The organism is Leptospira venezuelensis (assembly GCF_002150035.1).
In the GTDB taxonomy this organism is placed as follows: domain Bacteria; phylum Spirochaetota; class Leptospiria; order Leptospirales; family Leptospiraceae; genus Leptospira_B; species Leptospira_B venezuelensis.
This window is the reverse complement of sequence record NZ_NETS01000008.1, coordinates 129308-149731: the sequence shown is the minus strand read 5'-3', so window position 1 is coordinate 149731 and position 20424 is coordinate 129308. Positions and strand designations below refer to the sequence as shown.

The 20424-nt window shown below is 40.7% G+C and carries 19 protein-coding genes; 12 read left to right on the top strand and 7 right to left on the bottom strand.

All coding sequences use genetic code 11. The features are described from left to right. Positions 1–87: 87 nt before the first annotated feature. Positions 88–1419 (bottom strand): 6-hydroxymethylpterin diphosphokinase MptE-like protein, encoded by a 1332-nt coding sequence (locus B1C82_RS04775; protein WP_086446475.1) that lies wholly within the window; start codon positions 1417–1419, stop codon positions 88–90. Between the two features lie 42 nt (positions 1420–1461). Then, positions 1462–2001, bottom strand: coding sequence for a DNA primase (locus B1C82_RS20650; RefSeq protein ID WP_162494904.1), 540 nt, complete (start codon positions 1999–2001; stop codon positions 1462–1464). 86 nt (positions 2002–2087) lie between these two features. Between B1C82_RS20650 and B1C82_RS04765 the strand changes: the two genes are divergently transcribed. From B1C82_RS04765 to B1C82_RS20645, 12 genes are all read left to right on the top strand, one after another. Next, positions 2088–2717 carry a TlpA family protein disulfide reductase gene (locus B1C82_RS04765; RefSeq protein WP_086446474.1) on the top strand — a complete coding sequence of 210 codons (630 nt, stop codon included), beginning with the start codon at positions 2088–2090 and terminating at the stop codon, positions 2715–2717. Continuing rightward, complete coding sequence (locus B1C82_RS04760; RefSeq protein WP_086446473.1) at positions 2714–3409, top strand: type 1 glutamine amidotransferase; 696 nt, start codon at positions 2714–2716, stop codon at positions 3407–3409. The genes B1C82_RS04765 and B1C82_RS04760 overlap by 4 nt, the downstream gene beginning before the upstream one ends. Before the next feature lie 69 nt (positions 3410–3478). Further along, positions 3479–6196 (top strand): preprotein translocase subunit SecA, encoded by a 2718-nt coding sequence (gene secA, locus B1C82_RS04755; protein WP_086446472.1) that lies wholly within the window; start codon positions 3479–3481, stop codon positions 6194–6196. Next, the gene (locus B1C82_RS04750) at positions 6193–6678 is read left to right on the top strand and encodes a hypothetical protein (RefSeq protein ID WP_086446471.1); all 486 of its coding nucleotides are present in this window, start codon (positions 6193–6195) and stop codon (positions 6676–6678) included. The genes secA and B1C82_RS04750 overlap by 4 nt, the downstream gene beginning before the upstream one ends. A 107-nt stretch (positions 6679–6785) precedes the next feature. Then, positions 6786–7142 (top strand): hypothetical protein, encoded by a 357-nt coding sequence (locus B1C82_RS04745; protein ID WP_234008438.1) that lies wholly within the window; start codon positions 6786–6788, stop codon positions 7140–7142. 110 nt (positions 7143–7252) lie between these two features. Continuing rightward, positions 7253–8668: a TolC family protein gene (locus B1C82_RS04740; protein WP_086446469.1), complete on the top strand. Its 1416-nt coding sequence runs from the start codon at positions 7253–7255 to the stop codon at positions 8666–8668. Then, positions 8665–9660, top strand: a complete 996-nt coding sequence (locus tag B1C82_RS04735; protein WP_086446468.1) for an efflux RND transporter periplasmic adaptor subunit — start codon at positions 8665–8667, stop codon at positions 9658–9660. The genes B1C82_RS04740 and B1C82_RS04735 overlap by 4 nt, the downstream gene beginning before the upstream one ends. Positions 9661–9665: 5 nt before the next feature. Beyond that, a complete protein-coding gene (locus B1C82_RS04730) occupies positions 9666–10409 on the top strand; it encodes a hypothetical protein (RefSeq protein ID WP_086446467.1) in 744 nt (247 codons plus the stop codon). Next, a complete protein-coding gene (locus B1C82_RS04725) occupies positions 10409–13699 on the top strand; it encodes an efflux RND transporter permease subunit (protein ID WP_086446466.1) in 3291 nt (1096 codons plus the stop codon). The genes B1C82_RS04730 and B1C82_RS04725 overlap by 1 nt, the downstream gene beginning before the upstream one ends. Positions 13700–13850: 151 nt before the next feature. Next, positions 13851–14252, top strand: a complete 402-nt coding sequence (locus B1C82_RS04720; protein ID WP_086446898.1) for a hypothetical protein — start codon at positions 13851–13853, stop codon at positions 14250–14252. Positions 14253–14409: 157 nt separating this feature from the next. Then, complete coding sequence (locus tag B1C82_RS04715) at positions 14410–15606, top strand: RtcB family protein (RefSeq protein WP_086446465.1); 1197 nt, start codon at positions 14410–14412, stop codon at positions 15604–15606. 165 nt (positions 15607–15771) lie between these two features. Then, positions 15772–15915 carry a hypothetical protein gene (locus tag B1C82_RS20645; RefSeq protein WP_167373747.1) on the top strand — a complete coding sequence of 48 codons (144 nt, stop codon included), beginning with the start codon at positions 15772–15774 and terminating at the stop codon, positions 15913–15915. A gap of 107 nt (positions 15916–16022) precedes the next feature. Here B1C82_RS20645 and B1C82_RS04710 read toward each other — a convergent pair whose 3' ends face one another. From B1C82_RS04710 to B1C82_RS04690, 5 genes are all read right to left on the bottom strand, one after another. Then, entirely contained in the window at positions 16023–17585 is a 1563-nt protein-coding gene (locus tag B1C82_RS04710; RefSeq protein WP_086446464.1) for an outer membrane beta-barrel protein, read from the bottom strand. A 277-nt stretch (positions 17586–17862) separates the two neighbouring features. After that, positions 17863–19158 (bottom strand): CCA tRNA nucleotidyltransferase, encoded by a 1296-nt coding sequence (locus B1C82_RS04705; RefSeq protein WP_086446897.1) that lies wholly within the window; start codon positions 19156–19158, stop codon positions 17863–17865. Then, the gene (locus tag B1C82_RS04700; RefSeq protein ID WP_234008439.1) at positions 19155–19424 is read right to left on the bottom strand and encodes a hypothetical protein; all 270 of its coding nucleotides are present in this window, start codon (positions 19422–19424) and stop codon (positions 19155–19157) included. The genes B1C82_RS04705 and B1C82_RS04700 overlap by 4 nt, the downstream gene beginning before the upstream one ends. A 277-nt stretch (positions 19425–19701) precedes the next feature. Further along, entirely contained in the window at positions 19702–20097 is a 396-nt protein-coding gene (locus tag B1C82_RS04695; RefSeq protein WP_086446462.1) for a ribonuclease HI family protein, read from the bottom strand. Then, positions 20094–20414, bottom strand: a complete 321-nt coding sequence (locus B1C82_RS04690; RefSeq protein WP_086446461.1) for a hypothetical protein — start codon at positions 20412–20414, stop codon at positions 20094–20096. The genes B1C82_RS04695 and B1C82_RS04690 overlap by 4 nt, the downstream gene beginning before the upstream one ends. Positions 20415–20424: the final 10 nt, after the last annotated feature.

The window sequence follows — 20424 nt, the reverse complement described above, 5'->3', positions numbered from 1 at the left end:
CGGTTTCCCGGAACTAGAGAGTTTTGGAGAATTCTCCCGGAATGTCAAGTAGTAGAATCTTCTTCTTATAGGTTCTTCGACTCAAAATTAGGTTCTTGGATCTAAAAGCCTAGTTTCTCTAGGAAGAAGGATCTGGATCTCATTGGGAAGTTCCGAAATTCCGGAACAGAGTTTTCTCCAGTTCTGTCCGGAACCAGGAAAAGAAGAAGGATAACTTTCCAAAGAATTTTCCCATCCAGAGAATATCTCGATCTTAGAGCCGATTTCGGAAAGGATTGGGATAGGACTCCATTTTTGTAATATTTCTAGGACACTCGTTCTTGTTTTCCATCGAGAATCAGGCGTATATCTCGAATTGTATAAGCTTCTTTTACGATCGATGAAAAATCTATCGTATCTTTCGTAACCTGTGGACCTGCAATGGGTTTTTCCTCCTTCTCTTTCGAAACCGAATCCTTTCAATAGAACTGATTCTGCTCCTAGAGATTGAAGTAAGGAAACTGCAAGACCCGCCACGTTTAGAGTGGGATTTTCTAAGATTGGAGCCTTTGGATAAAATTTTGCTCCTAGGATCTGGTCCAATGGGTGAGTAGAAAGATAGATAACCTTTGGATTTTTCAGTTCGAAGATCCTACTAGCTCCGCCAAACCATGTGAAGATCGGAATATTCTCAGGAACTTGTTCCGGAAAATGGTAGAAGGTTCCAAGTCCGCTGTCTATGGAGAGTACAGCATGTGGTTGGATATCATTTTCTAATAAATATCCGAGTGCAGTATCTGAGCTAAGTAAGAAGATTTTTTCTTTATTTTTCCTGATCCAATCAATCTCAGATTCTAAATTTGGCGAAGCTCCTACAAAACATCCAATTTTTCCAGGTTTAGGCGAAAGAGTTTTACCCAGGATTCGATAAGAGTTCGGACTTTCAGACGATTTTTTCAGATGTTTGAAGAAGTTCCTGACCCAGAGTCTTCCGAATTCTTGCTTCGCGAGTTTGTTCTGTGAAACAGATTCTTTTTTTTGAAAGAAGGAGAGGATCTTTTCGCTCAGATCTGGATACCGTCTGGAATAATTCGGGTGAATGAAAATTCGGAGGTTCTTGGTGTTCGCAGCAATCCAGTTGGATCTATCTAGCTTCTCAAACTTTTCCCAACCGTAATAGATAGGAACTCCGCCTAATTTTTCCTTCAGGTCGGGTCCAACTAAGGTTTCTAGTTCGGAGAATGGTTCGAGTAGCAGGATTTTTGTAGTATCTTCGACAGATTTCAAATAAGAAATCACATGATACCCGCAACCAATGCCAATGATCACCAGGAATTCGTCTTTTTGAAGGGGAGAAGGAATAGAAAGGGAGATTCTCTCTCCCTCTTTGATTGGATTTTGTGTGGAATGTAGATGGAAGGAGGAATTTTCCTCCTTCAAATTCAGAGAACCGTCAGATTGCCGGACAAGCTGGAAGATAGATTAATCCTCGTCTTCTTCTTCCTTGTCGTCGTCATCGTCGTCGGAATCATCATCATCTTCTTCGTCTTCATCCTCGTCGTCGTCATCATCTTCCTCTTCGTCGTAGGCTTCTCCCTCTTCACCATCTTCCATGTCCATAAGAGGTTTTGCAGCTTCTTCTGGGATGAAATCTTCTTCCATATCTTCTTCTGCGATAGGAGCTTGAGGAGCTTCGAAAAGTCCGTTGAATTGAGAATAAGTAGCGCCGTTTCCTTGTGCTTCCGCTTCGGTGATGGCTCTTTCTTCTTTAGTTACGTATTTATACTGAACTTCGTCGTTTGCGAGTGCAAACATCGCTTGGACGGCAAGTTTGCGTCCTTTGATTTTCTTAGGTAATTCGAGTCTGTCGATTCTATCCAGGATTTGGAAGCCGGCTACGGCTCTTTCGTACTTGTTTTTTTTGGCCAGTTCAATCAAAGTTACAATATCGAATTCTGAATTCTGGTTCTGGGTCATTTTGTATTCCTGAGAGGGGATAGAGGCCTTTGAAACTACCATCATTCTCAATTTCTCTTCTCTGTCAATCCCTTATATCTTTCGTTTATTCCTTGAATTCTGGGGAGAATCTTCGATTTTGGTAAACGCCCATGGATTCTCAGGCCAACTCCGATTCCAGGCTTAGTTTTCCCTTTTCCAAGGGGATTTTCTTCCGCCTAATCCTTTTATTAATAGCGAGCCTTCTTACAGTTTGTGCTCCGTCAGAACAATCCAATCTAGGTGTTAAAGATTTTGAAGGCATCAGTTTGGAAGGAGAGAATATCCGGATATCGGATATTGATGCTGACCGTATTGCACTTAATGTGTATGGACCGAATTGTCTTCCTTGTGTTAAGGAAATTCCAGTTTTAAATTATCTGAATGCAGAACTGAAAAAAACTCCACATATCAAGTTATATATGATCGTGGATCCGGATATATTTTTTGATAATCCGGAAGCTCTTTCTACCGAACAAAAAATGAAAGAAGCTGCAGTTTTGATGAAAGAAGAAGTTAAAAAATTCGGGATACAACTTCCTGTCATTATTATGAAGCCACCTTTCAAAGTGGATCGTGCGGAAGGACTTGTCACTGGAACTCCGGAAACACTTCTATTCAAAACAAAACCTTTGATCTTATATTATAATTTTATTGGGCCGATCAGCGAAGAGTCTGATCCTAATAAAATCCCTAAAAATATGAAAGTGATCTTCTTCAAAAGAATGGCCGGCCAATCATGAGATGTCTCATCATTCGGTTCAAGGACTGTGAGGGTCCTGGAACTCTATTAGATTCTTTGCAAGCCAGGAATTATCGAATTACCTATCATAATGCGTACGACGAAAGAGTGCATATCGTTCCTGCGGCTCATCAGATGTTTGATCTTGTTGTGTTTTTAGGCGGACCTCAGACGGTTCATGATCCAAAACAGCATAAATTTTTCAAACCTTGGCTGGAACTCGCATCACACTTGGTATCTATGAAAGATAAGAAGGTGATAGGTATCTGTCTAGGTTCCCAGATCTTAGCAACTGTTTTGGGCGCTAAAGTATACGAAGGAGAGAAGGGCCCGGAAGTAGGGTTCTCCGACGTAAAAGTGGTAAATCCTTCTAATCCTGCATTCTCTAAGTTGAATGGTACTTCTTCTTTTCCTGCATTCCATTTGCATGAAGATGTATTCGAGATCCCTAAAGGTGCTGATCATCTGTTACAAGGAAGTTTTTATTCTAACCAGATGTTTGGATATGAAAATCGTGTTTTCGGCATCCAATGTCATCTGGAAGTAACAGAGAATATGTTGGGCGTTTGGAAGAATATACATTCTGAGTTTATTAAAAAAGCAGGATGGATTCCCGGACCCGAAACGGAAGACCTTAGGTCTCAGATGGAAAGAGCCGGTAGAGCGCTCTTTGAAGGAATTTTGGATTTATAATATTTCTATCCAATGTCCCGAATTCCCGGGACTATTATCTATTGAATTGAAACGGTTGATGGTGCATAAATGATTCAGAAATTACTCAGGGTTCTATTCGGAAGTAAATACGAAAGAGACCTCAAAAGACTTACTCCGATTGTAGTCCAGATCAATTCTCTGGAAGAGTCCATGCGCTCTTTAAGCGATTCTGAACTTTCTTCCCAAACTAGAAAGTTTAAAGAAAGACTCGCAAAGGGAGAGACTTTGGATGATATTCTTCCGGAAGCATTTGCTACTGTCAGAGAAGCCGCCCTAAGAAAATTAGGGATGCGCCATTTCGATGTGCAGATGATGGGTGGTATCTCTCTTCATTGGGGAAATATCTCCGAGATGAAGACTGGAGAAGGTAAAACTCTAACTTCTACACTTGCAGTTTATCTAAACGCTTTAGCCGGTAAAGGGGTTCATGTTGTAACAGTGAACGATTACCTGGCAAGAAGGGATGCGAATTGGATGAAACCAATTTACGATTTCTTGGAACTATCAGTTGGTATTATCCAGCATGATATGGACCATGATGATCGTAAAAAAGCATATTCTGCAGACATCACTTACGGAACTAATAACGAATATGGTTTCGATTATTTGAGAGACAATATGGTTTCTCATATCGATCATAAAGTGCAAAGATCACATTATTTTGCGATCGTGGATGAGGTGGACTCGATTTTGATCGATGAAGCAAGAACTCCACTTATCATTTCTGGTCCTTCTGATGAATCCACAGATAAATATACTCGTATAGATAAGATCATTCCTCGCCTCATCGAAGGTGAGGATTACGAGAAGGATGAGAAGGCCAAAAACACTCTCATGACTGAAAAGGGTGTGGCTCATGTAGAAGAGATCTTAGGAATTGAGAACTTATATGCTCCTCAAAACGTAGATTTAGTTCATCACGTTCACCAAGCATTAAAAGCTCATAAAATATTCCAAAGAGACGTGGACTATGTGGTCCAAAATGGAGAAGTGATCATCGTAGATGAGTTTACCGGTCGTTTGATGTCTGGTAGGAGATATTCAGATGGACTTCACCAGGCTTTGGAAGCAAAGGAAGGAGTTCCGATTGCAAGAGAATCCCAAACTCTCGCAAGTATCACTTTCCAAAACTATTTCAGATTATATGAAAAACTTTCTGGTATGACTGGAACTGCAGACACAGAAGCGGAAGAATTTCATAAGATCTATAATCTAGATGTGATCGTAATTCCTCCAAACGTTCCTGTTCAAAGAAAGGATGCAGCTGATAGAGTTTATAGAACTGAAAAAGAAAAATTCACTGCTATCTTAAATGAGATCAAAGATTGTAGAGATAAAAAACAACCTGTTCTTGTAGGTACGATCTCTATCGAAAAATCAGAGGTTCTTGCTCGACTTTTAGCTCAGGCGGGAATTGCACATAACGTTCTAAATGCTAAGTTCCACGAAAAAGAAGCAGAAATTATCGCAAACGCGGGAAAACCTGCGGCGGTTACAATTGCTACTAACATGGCGGGAAGGGGAACTGATATCGTTTTAGGCGGGGCTCAGTTATTTAAAGAAAGCCTCGAGTCTTGGAAGGAATCAGATCCAGTAATCAGTGAATTTAAAGAAGCAGTGGTTCGCGCTGATTTTGAAAGAGCAGAATCCATTTCCCAAAGATTAGATTCTCAAGCAAAAAAATCCAAAGCAAATGAGATCTTAACCAGCGCAAAAATCTGGAGAAAGAACCATGAAGAGGTTCTGGAAGCAGGCGGCCTTCATATTTTGGGAACAGAAAGACATGAGGCGAGAAGGATCGACAATCAGCTCAGAGGTCGTTCCGGTCGTCAAGGGGATCCAGGTTCCAGTAGATTCTATCTTTCCTTACAAGATGATCTGATGAGGATTTTCGGATCCGATAGGATTGCGGGTATTATGGAAAGACTCAAGATGCCCGAGGGACAAGAAATCGAGCATCCAATGGTGTCTAACGCAATTGCTAGGGCCCAAAAAAGGGTAGAAGGTCATAACTTCGATATTCGTAAACACCTATTGGAATATGACGATGTGATGAACCGTCAACGTATTGTTATCTATAAAATGAGAAACGAAGTTCTGGAAGGTGGAGATGTTACCGGTCAGGCAAAAAGTTTCTTAGAAGAAATGATAGAAGCCCAAGTGGTTGCTACCTGTGAAGGCGGAAATCCTAACGGTTGGGAATGGGATGTTTTAAAAGAGTGGTTCGAAGGCCTAGGACTTCCTTGGAAAGTAGATCAGGATGAAATTAAAAAATCCAAAAATCCTCAATTAGCAATTTTTGATTCTCTGAACAATGCTGCTCAAAGTTTTTACCAAGATAAAGCGGATCGTATAGGCGCTGATGTTTGGAAACTTTTGGAAAGAAATATTTTCTTAGATATTCTGGACCATCGCTGGAAAGAACATCTATACTCCATGGACCATCTAAGAGAGGGTATATGGACTGTTGGTTACGGAGAAAAGAATCCTCTAGTAGAATATAAACTGCAAGGTTTCAGATTATTCGACCAAGCAATCGAGAACATGAAGTATGAGATCGTTAGCTTCTTGGTTCGTGTAGAAGTTACCGAAAAAACTCAGTTGCCAGAAGAGAAAAAAGAGTATAAAAAAGTAGGACAAGAACTTACTGGAGGCTTCCAAGAATTGCAGGGAGCTAAACCTAAAAATCCTGCAGCAGAGGCAATGCCGGTTTCTTCCGGAGGCGGGGGATCTGAGAGAAAAACGAGTAGGAGGAAAAGAAAATGAAATTTAAGTTCTTATTTGCTGCTTTTTGTTTACTCTCTATCTCTCAATGTGCTTATTTCTTTCCTGAATCCAATAAGGAATCTAAAAGCCCAAAACGTTTATATTCTGAATGTATGGAAACCTTTGCAGATGACGCAAAGTGTAAGGAATTCGTCCTGAAATCTATTCCGGATGCAGACATAAGTTTACTCGGAAAAGATGCGGATCCTAATGTTGTAGAAGCCGCTTCGAATATTTTTATTCGTACTGAGTTAATCCGTACATTGATGAGTCAAAATAAATTATTTGTAAAAGGGAAACTTGGGGAGCCTGACGAAAAACGAATTGTCAATAGTTGGGCGCCTGGAATGGAAGAATGGCTCTATTACAGGCCAATCTCTAAATATGCGGAAGGGTCAAGGCCAGATAAGGAAATTAAAATTCTATTCTCCAGAGGGGCTGTGCTGAAAGTCACTCATACTCCTCCGGACCCATTGCGTTAATAACGTTTTGGGATAGTTCTTTTATATTAAACGATCTAGTGCTCTTTTCAGTCTAAAAATTCTCGAAATCTTGACGAAATAATCGTCTATATTCTTTTGGCATAATAGTGCGGCGCATACCTTACATTCTGCTGATTTTATTACAGATAGCTCTGGTAGTCTTCTCATCTACTTTGGAATGGGTAGATAGGGACTTAGAAAGCCGCGCCATTTCTTTATCACAAACAAAGAAGAACATTTCCACCGCCCTTGAATCGGATCTTAAGGATTCCGAAGGATTAGTTTACACTCAAGCAAGAGAAAGAGACAGCAGACTTGTTGATTTTATTGCCGATGAGTTAGTTGGCTGTCCTTGGACCCTTCCCACATTCGATTCTAAGATCGTATTTGTAGACGGTCGATACAGATCAAACCGACTTCTCCACTTTTCCCTAACAAATCTCCCTCCACCTAGCCTGGCTTAATCGTAATATATTACTTCGGAACGGTTTTCACGCCATAGGTCTATGATCTTCGTTCCATAGGGGAGTCTTGCATAAGCAAAAGCTATCTTCACGGATAACTTCGTACAAACATGAATAAAAAGATACTAACGTTTCTAATCTTGGTCTGGGCAACAAATCAGACCATATCTCAGCCGGATTCTTCCTCGGGTGGTGCTCCTGGTGGAAATGATCCTTTATATTCTGAAGAAAGGATAGCAGCCGCTTCAGGAGATCAAGAAAGGACACAGGTACGTTTAGAACTTGCTAAGGCAGAAGAATTACTTTGGAAGAATAACCTTCTATTACTTGCTTCCAAATTTAACATAGACGCAAGAAAAGCAGGCATAGAACAAGCTGGCCTCTATGCGAACCCGAATATTTTTATAGATCAAAGTATCTTCGCAGAGCCCACACAACGTTATTTCGACTTTACCAGATCCGGGCAAACTGTTGTCCAAATCCAACAGGTATTCTTGCTTGGAGGTAAGATAGATAAAAGGATCAGAGTTGCTGAGTTAAGTGCTAAAATGAGCGAGCAAGAATTCTATGATCTTGCAAGAGCACTGATTACTAAACTTCGTAGGACCTTCTACTTTATTCATTATTATAGAGATGCGATTGCTTTCTATGACAGAAGTTTGATCGCTCTGGATAAAACAGTTAACTCTGCAGAGCTTGCCTATAAAAGAAGAGCAGTTCTTCAATCGGAAGTTTTACGTTTAAAAGCACTTCTATTTTTCTTAAGAAAAGAAAGAGAGGATCTTAGGATCAAAGTCCTGGAGAAGGAAGCGGACCTAAGAGTTTTACTTAACGAAGACACTTACAAAAGTCAGTCAGTTGCGATCGTTCCTGTTCTGGATTTAGACTTTGTTGAAAAAGCAACCATTGAAGGTTTAAAATTAGATAATATGCTTACTAAGGCCAGGGAATACAGACCCGACCTAAAAAAAGCAGTGCAAGCTTTAAGATACGAAGAAGCGAATCTGGAATTGCAACATGCAAACGCAATTCCTGATCTTGCATTTGGTCCGATGTACAACAGAGGGGGAACGGCCTTCCAGAACTACTGGGGGATTACAGCTCAGTTGAACATTCCGATCTTCGATAGGAACCAGGGTAATATCAAGGCTGCCGAAAAATCCATCCAAGTCCGAAAACAAGAATTGAAAAACTTAATTTTGGAAGTAGAGAACGATGTAAGCGTTGCATTAGCAACTGCGAGAGCAAAAGACGATCTCTATAAAAAATTCAGAAACACATATACTAAGGATTACGCAGATCTCGCGGAGGATATGATCCTTAGTTACGAAAAACGTTATATATCCATTTTAGAATTCGCAGACTTCTTCGAAACATACAGATCCAGTATCGTGGAGATGTTACGCCTCCAAACGGACAGGATGGAAGCAATCGAAGGAGTAAATTACTCGGTCGGAACGGGGCTGATTGTCCCAAGTTACAAGTCCAACGGAGATTCCGGTGCTAAGGAAGGGAGCTCGAAATGATTCCATCATCTAACAAACTTAGAATTATATTAATCGTTCTGGTGGCGGCAATTTCCGTTTCCATCGTTTCTTTCACTTTAAGCAAGGGTGGGAAGAAGAACGCTCCTCGACCTCAAAAAGCGATTGTCCATGATCACGGGGAAAGGATCGAATTTAAAGAAAACAGTCCGGGCCTTGAAATTGTAAAAAGTGCAGAGATAGGTAAACCGGGAGAATTCGTAAATGTAGAAGCTCCTGCAAGATTGATTGCAACTACTTCTCCTTCAGTATCTGATTCAGAGCAGATCGTATTATTTGAATCTGCTGAATTGAATGATCTTTATGTAGGTTATGTTCATGCTAAGAACAGTCTGAACAGATCCCGCAAAAACTTAGATCGTATCAAGGATATGTTCAAACACAGAGTAGCTACTGAGAAAGATTTGATCGAAGCAGAAACTGAAGTAAATAACGATGAGGCAGAATTCGCAGAGTTCGAGGGAAAACTAAGAGCAGTTGGTTTAAATCCTGCATTGATCAAAAAGGCTGCAGGTCAAACTGCTTGGATCATTTCGGACGTTCCCGAATCCCAACTTTCCAGTCTACAAAAAGGAAGAAGAGTGAAAGTTGTATTTAACTCCTTCCCAAACCAAGAATGGAATGGAACAGCAGAAGCACTCGGAGATAACGTAGATCCTTATACACGAACTGTAAAAGTCAGGATCGCGATCAGAAATGAGGGTTATAGATTAAAACCTGGAATGTTCGCAACAGTAAAATTCCCTGAAGAAACAGGGAGCGACTCCGTAGTAATCCCTTTTAACTCAGTTGTTACCGTAGAAGGTAAAAACTATGTATTTGTAGAAGAAACTCCTCACGAATTTTTCAGAAGAGAAGTTGTGCTTGGGATTTCCACCAGAGAAAGAGTCAATGTTCTGGAAGGTTTAACCAAAGGGGACCGAGTGGTTATAGAAGGAGCCATTCTATTGAAAGGACTTAGTTTCGGATTTTAACCTCTATGAAAAGAATACTAAGTTTTATTATTTTAATATTCTTATTTTCTTTTGTTTCATCCGTTTATTCGGAAGAAAAGAAGAAGGAAGATAAGATCGAAAAAACCGAGGATTATTCCCCGGAATGGACTCCCGATGCGGATCGTAAGACCAGATTCGGACAGGAAGAAAAGGATGAACTTACTCAGAAAGCTCTTCCAAAATCCACTAATTTCTTCGTGTACGGAGCGACTGTAGGTTCTCCAGGTAGTATCAATTTTAATTTAGGATACTATTATAAGGATATTGTAATACGCGGGTCGGGAGGCCATTGGGGACCGCATTGGTGGGGATGGCAGGCCGATCTCGGATTTAGTTTTTGGAAAACTTCCGTAATTGCTCACAGTGTTTCTGTGGTATTAGGACAATTTCAAGTGAATCCTTTTGCTCCCGAATTAGGAAGAGGAGGACAGACTTCTTATCCTACTGGTACTGATTTTCCTGGATACCAGCATCGAGATCCTACTTTTGAAGATTTAATCATTCGTTCTTATGTTGCGGAACAAAATCCGAATCTAGCGGCTATTTTGGAATATGATAGCAGGGATAAACAGAAAGTAACTTTAAACCAAAGATATATAGGACTAACTTACGATTTCCTTTTAGGAAATTTCTTCTTACAAGTTGGCGGGGGAGTAGGAAGTGGAGATTATAAAAATCCTCAGCTTCTAATTCAGTTGGGTTACTTGTTTGATACGAGGTCTTACTAATGATTGATAAACTCATCGAATCGGTACTCAAGTATCGAATCCCTACTATTATCACTTCGCTCTTTATCTCGGTTTTAGGCATATGGGCTTGGACAGATATTCGAAAGGAAGCGTATTCGGATATTGCGGATACTCAGGTCCGTTTAATTGCTAAATTTCCTGGTAAAGCTGCTGTGGAAGTGGAAGAAAGGATCACTCTTCCAATCGAAAGGGTTTTAAATGCGATCCCTAAAGTTGCTGTCCGTCGTTCTAGAACGATTAATGGTCTCGTCGTATTCCAATTCGTATTTGAGGACGGAACAGATGATTATTTTGCGAGGATGCGACTTATGGAAAGAGTCGCAGATGCGGATATTCCTGAGGAAGTCCAACCCGCTTTAGGACCGATGAGTTCTCCGGTGGGCGAAATTTTCAGGTACGTAGTGGAGTCATCCGGGAACCATACTCCTATGGAACTCCGAACCATCCAGGATTGGATCGTAATGCCTAAGATGCTTTCTATTCCCGGAATCGCAGATGTGGTGACTTTTGGTGGTTTACCTAAACAATTCCATATAGTAACTTCTCCCGATAAATTAATACGTTATAAACTTACAATAAGTGATGTGATCCAAGCAGTTCAGGAAAATAACCTGAACACAGGAGGAAATCTACTATTGCAAGGAGAGCAAGGATTTCCGATCCGCTCCTTAGGTGCTATTCGAGAAGCCCAGCATATAGAGAACATCGTAGTGAAAACCGTGAATGGAGTCCCTGTTTTTATCAGGGATCTTGCCACAGTTGAAATCTCCCACCCTATACCAAGTGGGGTCCTGGGTTATACTGTTCGAATAGATGATCAAGTCGTGGATGTGGATTCTTCCGTTCAGGGGCTCGTGGCAATGCGCCGCTGGGGTGATCCGAATGAGATGGGTGACAGGATACGTGCCAAGGTAAAAGAGATCAATGAGAACTATCTTCCTGAAGGAGTTCAACTTAGAACCACTTACGACAGAAGTGATCTTGTAAATTATACGTTACGCACTATTGGGAGAACACTCCTGGAAGGTGTGATGGTTGTCAGTTTAGTACTCATCTTCTTTATAGGGAGTGCTAAGGCTTCTTTGGTAGTTGTGGCAACTATTCCATTTGCGCTATTATTCGCGTTCCTTCTCATGAATATGACCGGAATCCCTGCGAGTTTACTTTCCTTAGGAGCCATCGACTTCGGGATCGTAGTGGATGGTGCCGTTATCATGGTAGAAAATATCATCAGAAGATATAGGGACGCCACTCCATCTGACAAAAGCAAAGGTATCATTAAACTGACTGCTGAGTCTGCAGGTGAAGTAGGTACTGAGATCTTATTCTCTATTTTGATCATCATACTTGCTTATTTACCTATCTTCTCTTTCGAAAGGATCGAGGGAAGATTGTTCAAACCGATGGCATTTACTATTTCCTTCGCGATCTTAGGAGCATTGATATTCTCTATGACAGTTGTTCCTGTCATGATGACTTTTATGTTCCGAAATTATTTCGAATCAGAGAAACCTGGACCGATTGCTTGGCATAACCCTTTTTACGGTTGGGTAGAAGAACGTTATAAAAAACTAATAGTCTATCTAGTAGAAAGATCCAAGAAGGTGGTCATTTACACATTCTTAGCGGTTACTTTATTTTTGGGAATAGGCGGATACAAACTCGGAACCGAATTCTTACCAGAAATGGATGAAGGCGGTTTTAACTTAAGGATTTTCTTCCCAGTGGGGATCTCCCTTCCGGAAGCTCGCAAGTTTATGCCTAAAATCCGAGAAACTATCTATAAAAATGAACAAGTCAACGTAGTACTTTCTCAGTTGGGAAGGAACGACGATGGAACAGATCCGCTTCCTCCAAACCGATTAGAAGTATTAGTAAGTTTAAAAGATTACGATGATTGGAAGGAAAGAATTACTAAACAGGAACTTCTTCTCAGAATGAAAAACGACCTGGAAGCAACTCTTCCAGGGGCAAGGATCAGTTTTTCTCAGCCTATCATGGATAACCTATCCGAAGCGATTATGGGAACAATCGCAGACCTTGCTGTTTTCGTTTCTGGACAAGACTTAAAAGTAATGCGTAAGCTTGCAGAAGAGATCCTTGAAATTGTAAAAGACATGCACGGGGCAAGTGAATTTGGGATCGAGCAGGAAGCGGATAGCCCTCAATTGACCGTCCGGATCGACAGGGAAGCAGCAGCTCGTTACGGGATCAATGTAAGCGATATACAACAGATGGTAGAAGCTGCCATTGGAATGCAAAGGATCAGTACTCTATACGAGGGTCCTTCGGATATTCCTCCAAAAACGCCTGCAAGATTCGGGATCGTCGTCAGATTCTCCAAAGATTATAGAGCTTCCAAAAGAGCGATAGAAGCAATGCCAATTATTTCTCCTAAAGGTGAAAGAGTTCCTCTCTCTCAATTGGCAAAGATTACCTTAGAAGACGGACCTACTATGATATTCCGTCAAGAAGGTAGACGGACGATCACAGTTCGTACGAACGTAAGGGGAAGAGACCAGGGTGGATTTGTGAATGAACTTAGGAAGAAGGTCCAGGCAAAGATCAAACTTCCGGAAGGATATGAAGTTCGCTATGGAGGACAATATGAGAACCTGGCTCGGGTGGGTAAAAAGTTAGCCATAGTTATCCCAGTAACTATTGCGATTATCTTTGGAGTATTATTTTTACTTTATAGAAATCTAAAATATGTTTACGTGGCCTTGGCCTGTTTACCTCTTTCCTTGGTAGGAGGAATGTATGCACTTCTACTCAGAGGGTATTATTTTAACGTATCCAGCGGGGTGGGATTTATTTCTCTATTTGGAATTGCTACGATGTCCGGGGTTCTTTTTGTATCTAGAACAAATCATCTTTTAATGGATGAACCTACATTGACTACAAAGGAAGCAGTCACACAAGCTGCAGTGATCCAATTACGACCAATGTTGATGACAATGCTACTTGCTCTTCTCGGATTGATTCCGGCTACCCTGGCATCTGGGGTAGGCTCCGACGTCCAGAGACCATTAGCTACGGTAATCGTTGGAGGATTATTTTCCGCATTATTCCTGGTATTGAGCGTTCTTCCGTCTCTCTATTTAGTTGTAGTAGGAGATAGAAAACATCCTGTAGAAGAGGAATCATTTGCACTTCATCCGGAAGCATATGTTTCCTTATACAATGAAGAGGAAATAGAAGATGCAGCTCCTGTTAATCGAAATGGAAGTAAAAAAGTGAAGAAAAAAGTCACTAAAAAGAAACGATAGTTTGAATCCATAATCGAATTAAAGTTTTAAGAGGCCGCGATTAAACGCGGCCTTTTTATTTTCTGTTCAATCTTTGAAGAATGAAAACTGAATTGACGCATTCTGAATGAACGAATATCTACTCAAGCCTAAATATAAATAGGTGATGACTATGAATTTACCCGAAAAAATTTTGATCCTAACTGGAGTTTTAAATTTAGCTTACGGAAGTTTGACTGGATTCGCATATGCATTCGCGAGAATGAAAGCCGAATTTCCCTCCAGATATTTGCAAGCTGCTCATATTGGGCCTTTAATGCAAGGTGCTATGATCCTTGGATTAGTATTCGCGTTTCAACTCGCTCCACTTTCTGAGACGACTGCTTTAATAGGAGCGATCTCATTTGCAGTTTCTTCTGGATTTATTGCTCTAAAAGATACAGTGGACTGGCTCCAAGGTGTTAAAGATGAATTCAAAGAAAATCCGCCTCTAGGAAAAATTATAGGTGGAATCGGGGTCACAGCAAATTTAGTTGGGATCGCCATTATCGTTTATGGGGTTTTAGTAGCTTAAGAGTAGCCCTGAAATTTTGGAGGAAATTTATATGAGCTTATCTACATAGAAATTTACTTTGAGACGGTTTCCAAAAATTTAATTTTTCCTTAATCAAAAAAATGTCTGTGTCTTCCTTAGATTCGTATATATCAAGCGAATCAACAAGGTAAAGTAAATGTGTAGGTCAGAATTAAAAGGAGAAACAGTAAAGGTCAAATTGTGGACCGATTTAGATAAAGTGGACTCCTCCGCTTTACAACAATTGCGTAATATAGCTTCCCTGCCATGGGTATTTAAACATGTGGCTGTGATGCCTGATGTTCATTACGGAAAAGGTGCTACAGTTGGATCGGTTATCGCGATGAAAGATGCAGTCGCACCTGCGGCGGTTGGTGTTGATATAGGCTGCGGGATGGCGGCAGTTCTTACGAATTTAACGGGGGATGATCTACCAGATTCCCTGAAAGAAATTCGTTCAGAGATTGAAAAGAAGATTCCAGTTGGCTTTGGGATGCATAAACGTCCAGTCGTTGAAAAACTTTTTAAACATGGGGAAACTTACGCATTAGCTAAATCTCTATTTAAACAAGAGTTCGAACATCTTTCGGAGCGTGCAAAACCGCTTTATGAGCGTTCTTTAAGCCAATGTGGAACGTTAGGAGGAGGAAATCATTTTATAGAACTTTGTTTAGATACTGAAAACAGAGTTTGGATGATGCTTCATTCAGGTTCTAGAAATATTGGAAAGGAATTAGCTGAATTTCATATTCATAGAGCGCGTAAACTTGCTCATAAGGAAATTTTGCCAGATCGAGATTTGGCAGTTTTTCTTTCCGGTACGATAGAAATGAAAGAGTATAGGCGGGATTTATTCTGGGCCCAAAGATACGCTTACTTAAATCGCCTAACAATGTTGGAGTTGTATTTTGAAGCTCTAAGGAAATTTTTTCCTCAGGTCCAAGAAGTTTCTAGAGTGATCTGTCACCATAATTACGTTTCTGAAGAAACACATTTTGGAGAGGACATTATTGTCACCAGAAAGGGAGCAATTAGCGCAAAGAAAGGAGAATTTGGTATTATTCCTGGATCTATGGGGTCCCGTTCATTCATCGTAAAAGGATTAGGAAATCCTGATTCTTTTGAATCTGCATCTCACGGAGCAGGGAGAAGAATGAGTAGGGGAGAAGCCAAAAGGAAATTTACCGAATCAGATCTTCTTGAACAAACCAGCGGAGTCGAGTGCAGAAAGGATACCGGTGTTTTGGATGAAATTCCGGGCGCTTATAAGGATATTCACGATGTAATCGATTCCCAAAAGGACTTGGTAGAAGTTGTCTCTGAATTAAGACAGGTTCTTTGTGTAAAAGGTTAATTAGTCCCGAGCTGTCCCAAATAGGACGTAAAAATCGTAAAAATCTATCCAGAGAATCCACAATTTTCTGGATAGATTTTTGGAATTCCGATCTACGAAATATCGAATCACCCGAAGTTTTTTGAACCTTTTTTCGATCTAAAAAACTTAAGAGAGGATCTTGAGATGAGTGAGCACTTAAAGGCAAAATTGAAAAAAGCCGAAGGCGGCTTTTGGAAAAAAACTCTCAGATCCTGTTGGAATGTTCTTCCGCATTCTTTCAGAAGACAATTGGTCGCCATGTCTGGACAATCGGATCTGGACTTCTGAGCAGTAACCCTTCTTCTTTTTTAATCCTTGGTATCAATTCAGTAAGCAAATAAAAAAAGAGCGCCCTTTTGGACGCTCTTTTCTAATGTCTCGTTTTTTAAGTTTGATTAGAACTTAGCAACGATTCCTAAGGTTAGACCTAACTGATCTTTACTTTTTTCACCTGAGGAGTTAACGAATTGGTATCCGTTCGCCCAGTCTCTTCTCATATCAAGTTTAATGAGTAGATTTTCAGTGAAGTTCCAGACAGGAGTTACCGTAAACGTTTTGTAAGATCCGTAGTGGGTATTTCCGTAATTGGTGTAATCTTTCGGTTTCAGAATTTGCAATACTTCGTTATCGCTTAAGCCAGCAAGAGCAGGAGTAGAAGCTTTAACTGCCGCAGCTAAAGATGCGTCTTCTGCCGCACGAGCTTCGCCCAAATAAGCATTCGCATTTCTGAAAGGGTTGAAAGTAGTCAACTGGGTGTTATATTTACTATCGTCGATGTACTCGAAACGGAAGTTAACTCCCCATTCTTCGTTGAACTTAACTTTAATCCAAGAACCGTAAGCTCTGTAAGTAGCCTTGTTGTCTTTAGTGTTAACTGCTCCACCTAGGATTTTTTCCAAAGTGTAAGGATCAGAACCGTCTGCGTTAGCAAGAGCAGACTCTTTGTTAACCGGTGCAAAGCCACCTGCTTTTTCACTCCAAGTATAATCAAAGTCTAAAGTGATCTTTTCGTGAGGAGTAAAGGATACGATCGCATGGTTCATGAACCAATAGTCAGTATCATACTTTGCTCTAGGTGCTCCAGGGGTAGGTGCACCAACTTGCCCTGCAATATACGCTAAAGTAGGATCTACGACTCCAGTCGCGCCATCTTGAGAATACAAAGTGTTCCAAGTAACGGAAAGTTTGTCTTCGATGATCTGTCCTTTAACCTGAGTTCCAACCGCTTTATGCTGAGTTGCTCCTTCTACGAAGGTGTTTTTTGCTCCGTTGGTCAAATTTGCTTCTGTTGGGGCCAGATAACCAGTACCACCACCACTGTTGTAAAGATAAAAGGTTCCAGACCATTTATCGGTAACTTGAGTAGTTAAGCGAGCACCGGTGTGAATGAAGGGGATTGTATTTTGGAAGATGGCCCCTATCGAGTAGTTGGGGTTACCCATTGACTCGATCACCTCATATCCAATATGAGTTGCCATTTTTCCAATATCCAATGTCATCCCTTTCAGGACCGGGAAATACATACTGATGTATGCTTGTTTTAACAGGTTGTAGTTATATACACCGTTAACAGTGCTATAAAGACCTTCTTGGTACGGGTTATTTAATCCGTTTTGGAAATCCACACGGAATCCCCAAGGACTAGACTTCTCCGCAGTTTTTTGAACTGCTAATGCCGCAGCGTTGACTGCAAAGTTCTTGTTATTGGTCTCGAACGCTCTGGTCGCGTCGATATCATTTCCTTGCAACGGGTTGTTATTGTACATGTAGTACACATCCACGAATCCAGAAAAGTCGATTGCGTCATACCATTTCGTTTCAACAGGTTCTGGGGCTGGAGCGGTTTTCACTGCCCCTGCTGCCTTCGGGTCCGGCGTTTCCTTTTTCGGTTGGGCAAAAACCGAAGAGGCGGTCACCAGAGTAAAGGTAGCAATGAGGTTCATTGTTTTTTTTCTCATCATTCTCCTAAATCTCCTATGCCCATATCTATGCAACTTGCGTGCCAGCTTGCTAAAAATAGGCAAAGAGACTAAATTAGGCTTAAAAACGATTCTAAATCCAATATTTGATGTTCAGAAATTATATACTTTTTGGACTATTTTTTATATATTAACATAGTGCTTATTATTTAAGCATCAATTCGGATGCTGAAAGACTAGGCAAAGGAAGATGTTTTGAGGGGGAAGGAACCCTGTAGGCACTTCGACGGTTTAACGTCAGACCCAAATTTTTGGATTAATTAGCTTTTCGAATCTTATCCAGCAGAAGTTCTTCTGAATTTTGATTCGGGTCCTGGAGGACAGCAAGCAAAGAAGATCTCAATACTTCTCCCAGTTTAGGGGCAGGTAGTTCCGGGAATTTCTCTCGGATAAGATTTCCATCTATAGTAAGGTCTGAGAGTAATAGCGGTGGATCCTTCTTCCATTCTTCTTCCGCCCCAGAAAGCCAAAATGCTTCTTCGTTTAAGTAGGCAGACCAAAGAAGAGAAAGTTCTAAGCACCAAGACCAGAGCTCTTTCTTACTTACATATTGAGCGATAGGATGAAGTAGGTGAGTTCGAAGTCCCGGAGCAGTTTTTAATTCTTCTTTTTGCTGGATAAGAGAGTATAAGGTTTTAACCAGAAATTGAGAATCCTTTGTTCTTTGGTTGGAGAATCTGAGTTCTTTAAAAAATATATTCGAGTCAGAAAGCCAATTTAGTTCAGAGAAACAGATAATTAGGAAATAGGCTATCTTTGATTTTTCAGATACTTGGAGAAGTTTGGAAAAGCCATTTTTATGTTTTTCCCAGTCTCCTGAATATAATTTTGTTTTGGAGAATAATTCCAGAATTTTATATTTTTTTAATAGATCCAATCCACCGATCGGATTTTTACTTTTGAGAACTTTTAAAAATTCGTCATGTATTCTTTCTGGAGAAACCTTTGCAGTGACCGGTCTGCAGGTTTCTATTGCCTCTGCAGTTTCCGGATGGATTGTAAATCCGAGTGTCGAAACAAATCGAATTGCACGAACTGGTCTGAGCCCGTCCTCAGTAAATCTGGAGATTGGGTTACCAATCGTCCTAATTAAAGAATTTTGAATATCCTCTGTTCCGGAATGCTCGTCTACCAAGATCTTTTTTTGAAGATCTAAGGCCAAAGCATTCATTGTGAAGTCCCTTCTTTTTAGATCTTCACTCAGGCTCACTCCAAATTGTACTGTTTCTGGCCTTCTTCCATCTAGATAATCTTCATCTTTTCTGAATGTGGTCAATTCATAGGATCTATCATGGAATAACACTGTGATGGTTCCATGTTTGATCCCAGTCGGAACAGTTCTTTTGAAGATCTTTTGTATTTCTTCCGGATGGATTGAAATAGCTAAATCATATTCGTGAGGGATTTTATTTAAGATTAGATCTCGTACACTTCCCCCGACAAGATAAGCTTCTCCTCCATGATTTCTTATTATAGTACTGATCTCTAGTAGATCTTCTAAAAAAGGAGAAGGGATTTGGGAGATAAGTTTATTCGGATCAGAGTTCATTATTCCTGGACGATCTTTTTCCAAATTGGTAGATAACGGTCTTTGAGCGCAGGGTTTTTGGCAAAAATTTCTTCCACTTGCTTTTTAGTTTTTTGGTCTACAGAAACCCTTAAGAAGGGAAGGTCGGATTGTTGGGAAAGTATAAGGTCTATTTTTTTTCCTGTTTCGTCCCAAGCAGAATTACAGATTTCTTTATATTCTTGGTCAGCATGTTCGTTGCATAGAATTGCAAGTTCCAGATACTTTCCTTCTTTTTGAAGCTCTTTCATTTTATCTAAGATGCCCGCCTTACAGGCTTGAATTAAGAGTAGAAACAAAATTAGGATTATCTTATGACCCATGCTTAGGATTTTTTTATAAAGAACTCTATCGGGAAACCATTTTTTATTTTGTAAAAGCTCCGCGTCTTAGCGCCTCTGCGTGAGTCAACCGCGGAAAGGATACGGAGGGCTTTAAGTCCGGGCTTGCCCGGATGAGCGCAACTGCGCGAACCCGTAGTAGCCTGGTCCGAGCGAAGCGAAGGGGCCGTCCAAATTTTCCGAGCAATCAAGATTCGAAAGCTAGGTTGGCGAGCTTGTCTGCCCGTTTATTCTTTTCCCTGGGGACATGATGAATGGAGAACAATTTGAGTTTGGATGTAAGGCCTTTTACTTTTTCCTTTGCAACTTGCAAGTGAGGGGATTTAACCTTGTATTCTCCCTTAAATTGTTTCACTACTAATTCGGAATCCAGATAAGCTGTGACTTCTACCGCGTTTTGGGAGAGGCAATATTCTATCCCTGCTTCCAGAGCTGCCCATTCAGCAGCATTATTGGTCCCGTCGGAGATCCTACGGGAAATAGAATGCACTTCCGTTTCTTGTTCGTAAACAGCAACTCCAATAGAAGACGGCCCCGGATTCCCCTTAGAAGCGCCGTCGCAGTATATTTTGAACTTTTTCACTGCTTTGGATCTTGGTTTTTAGTTCCCAATACGAATTGTAAAGGTCTCCAAAAAATTAGATACCCGATCAGTATTACAAGGGAGCCTAAAAAGGAGAGTATACCTAAAACCAAAAATTGGAAAGTTCGATACAGTTGATCGAATGTTTGAGGGAAAAATAACCCTCCGATCAGGCAGAGTAGTCCCGCTGCTAATAATGCGAATAGAACAAACGGAAGGGATAAGAAATAAAAAAGATAGCTGAGGATCGTAAATCCGAAAGCTAATTTATAAGCGTTCCAACGTGCCGGATGATCCATCATTAAACCAAATACCATCAATAGTCCT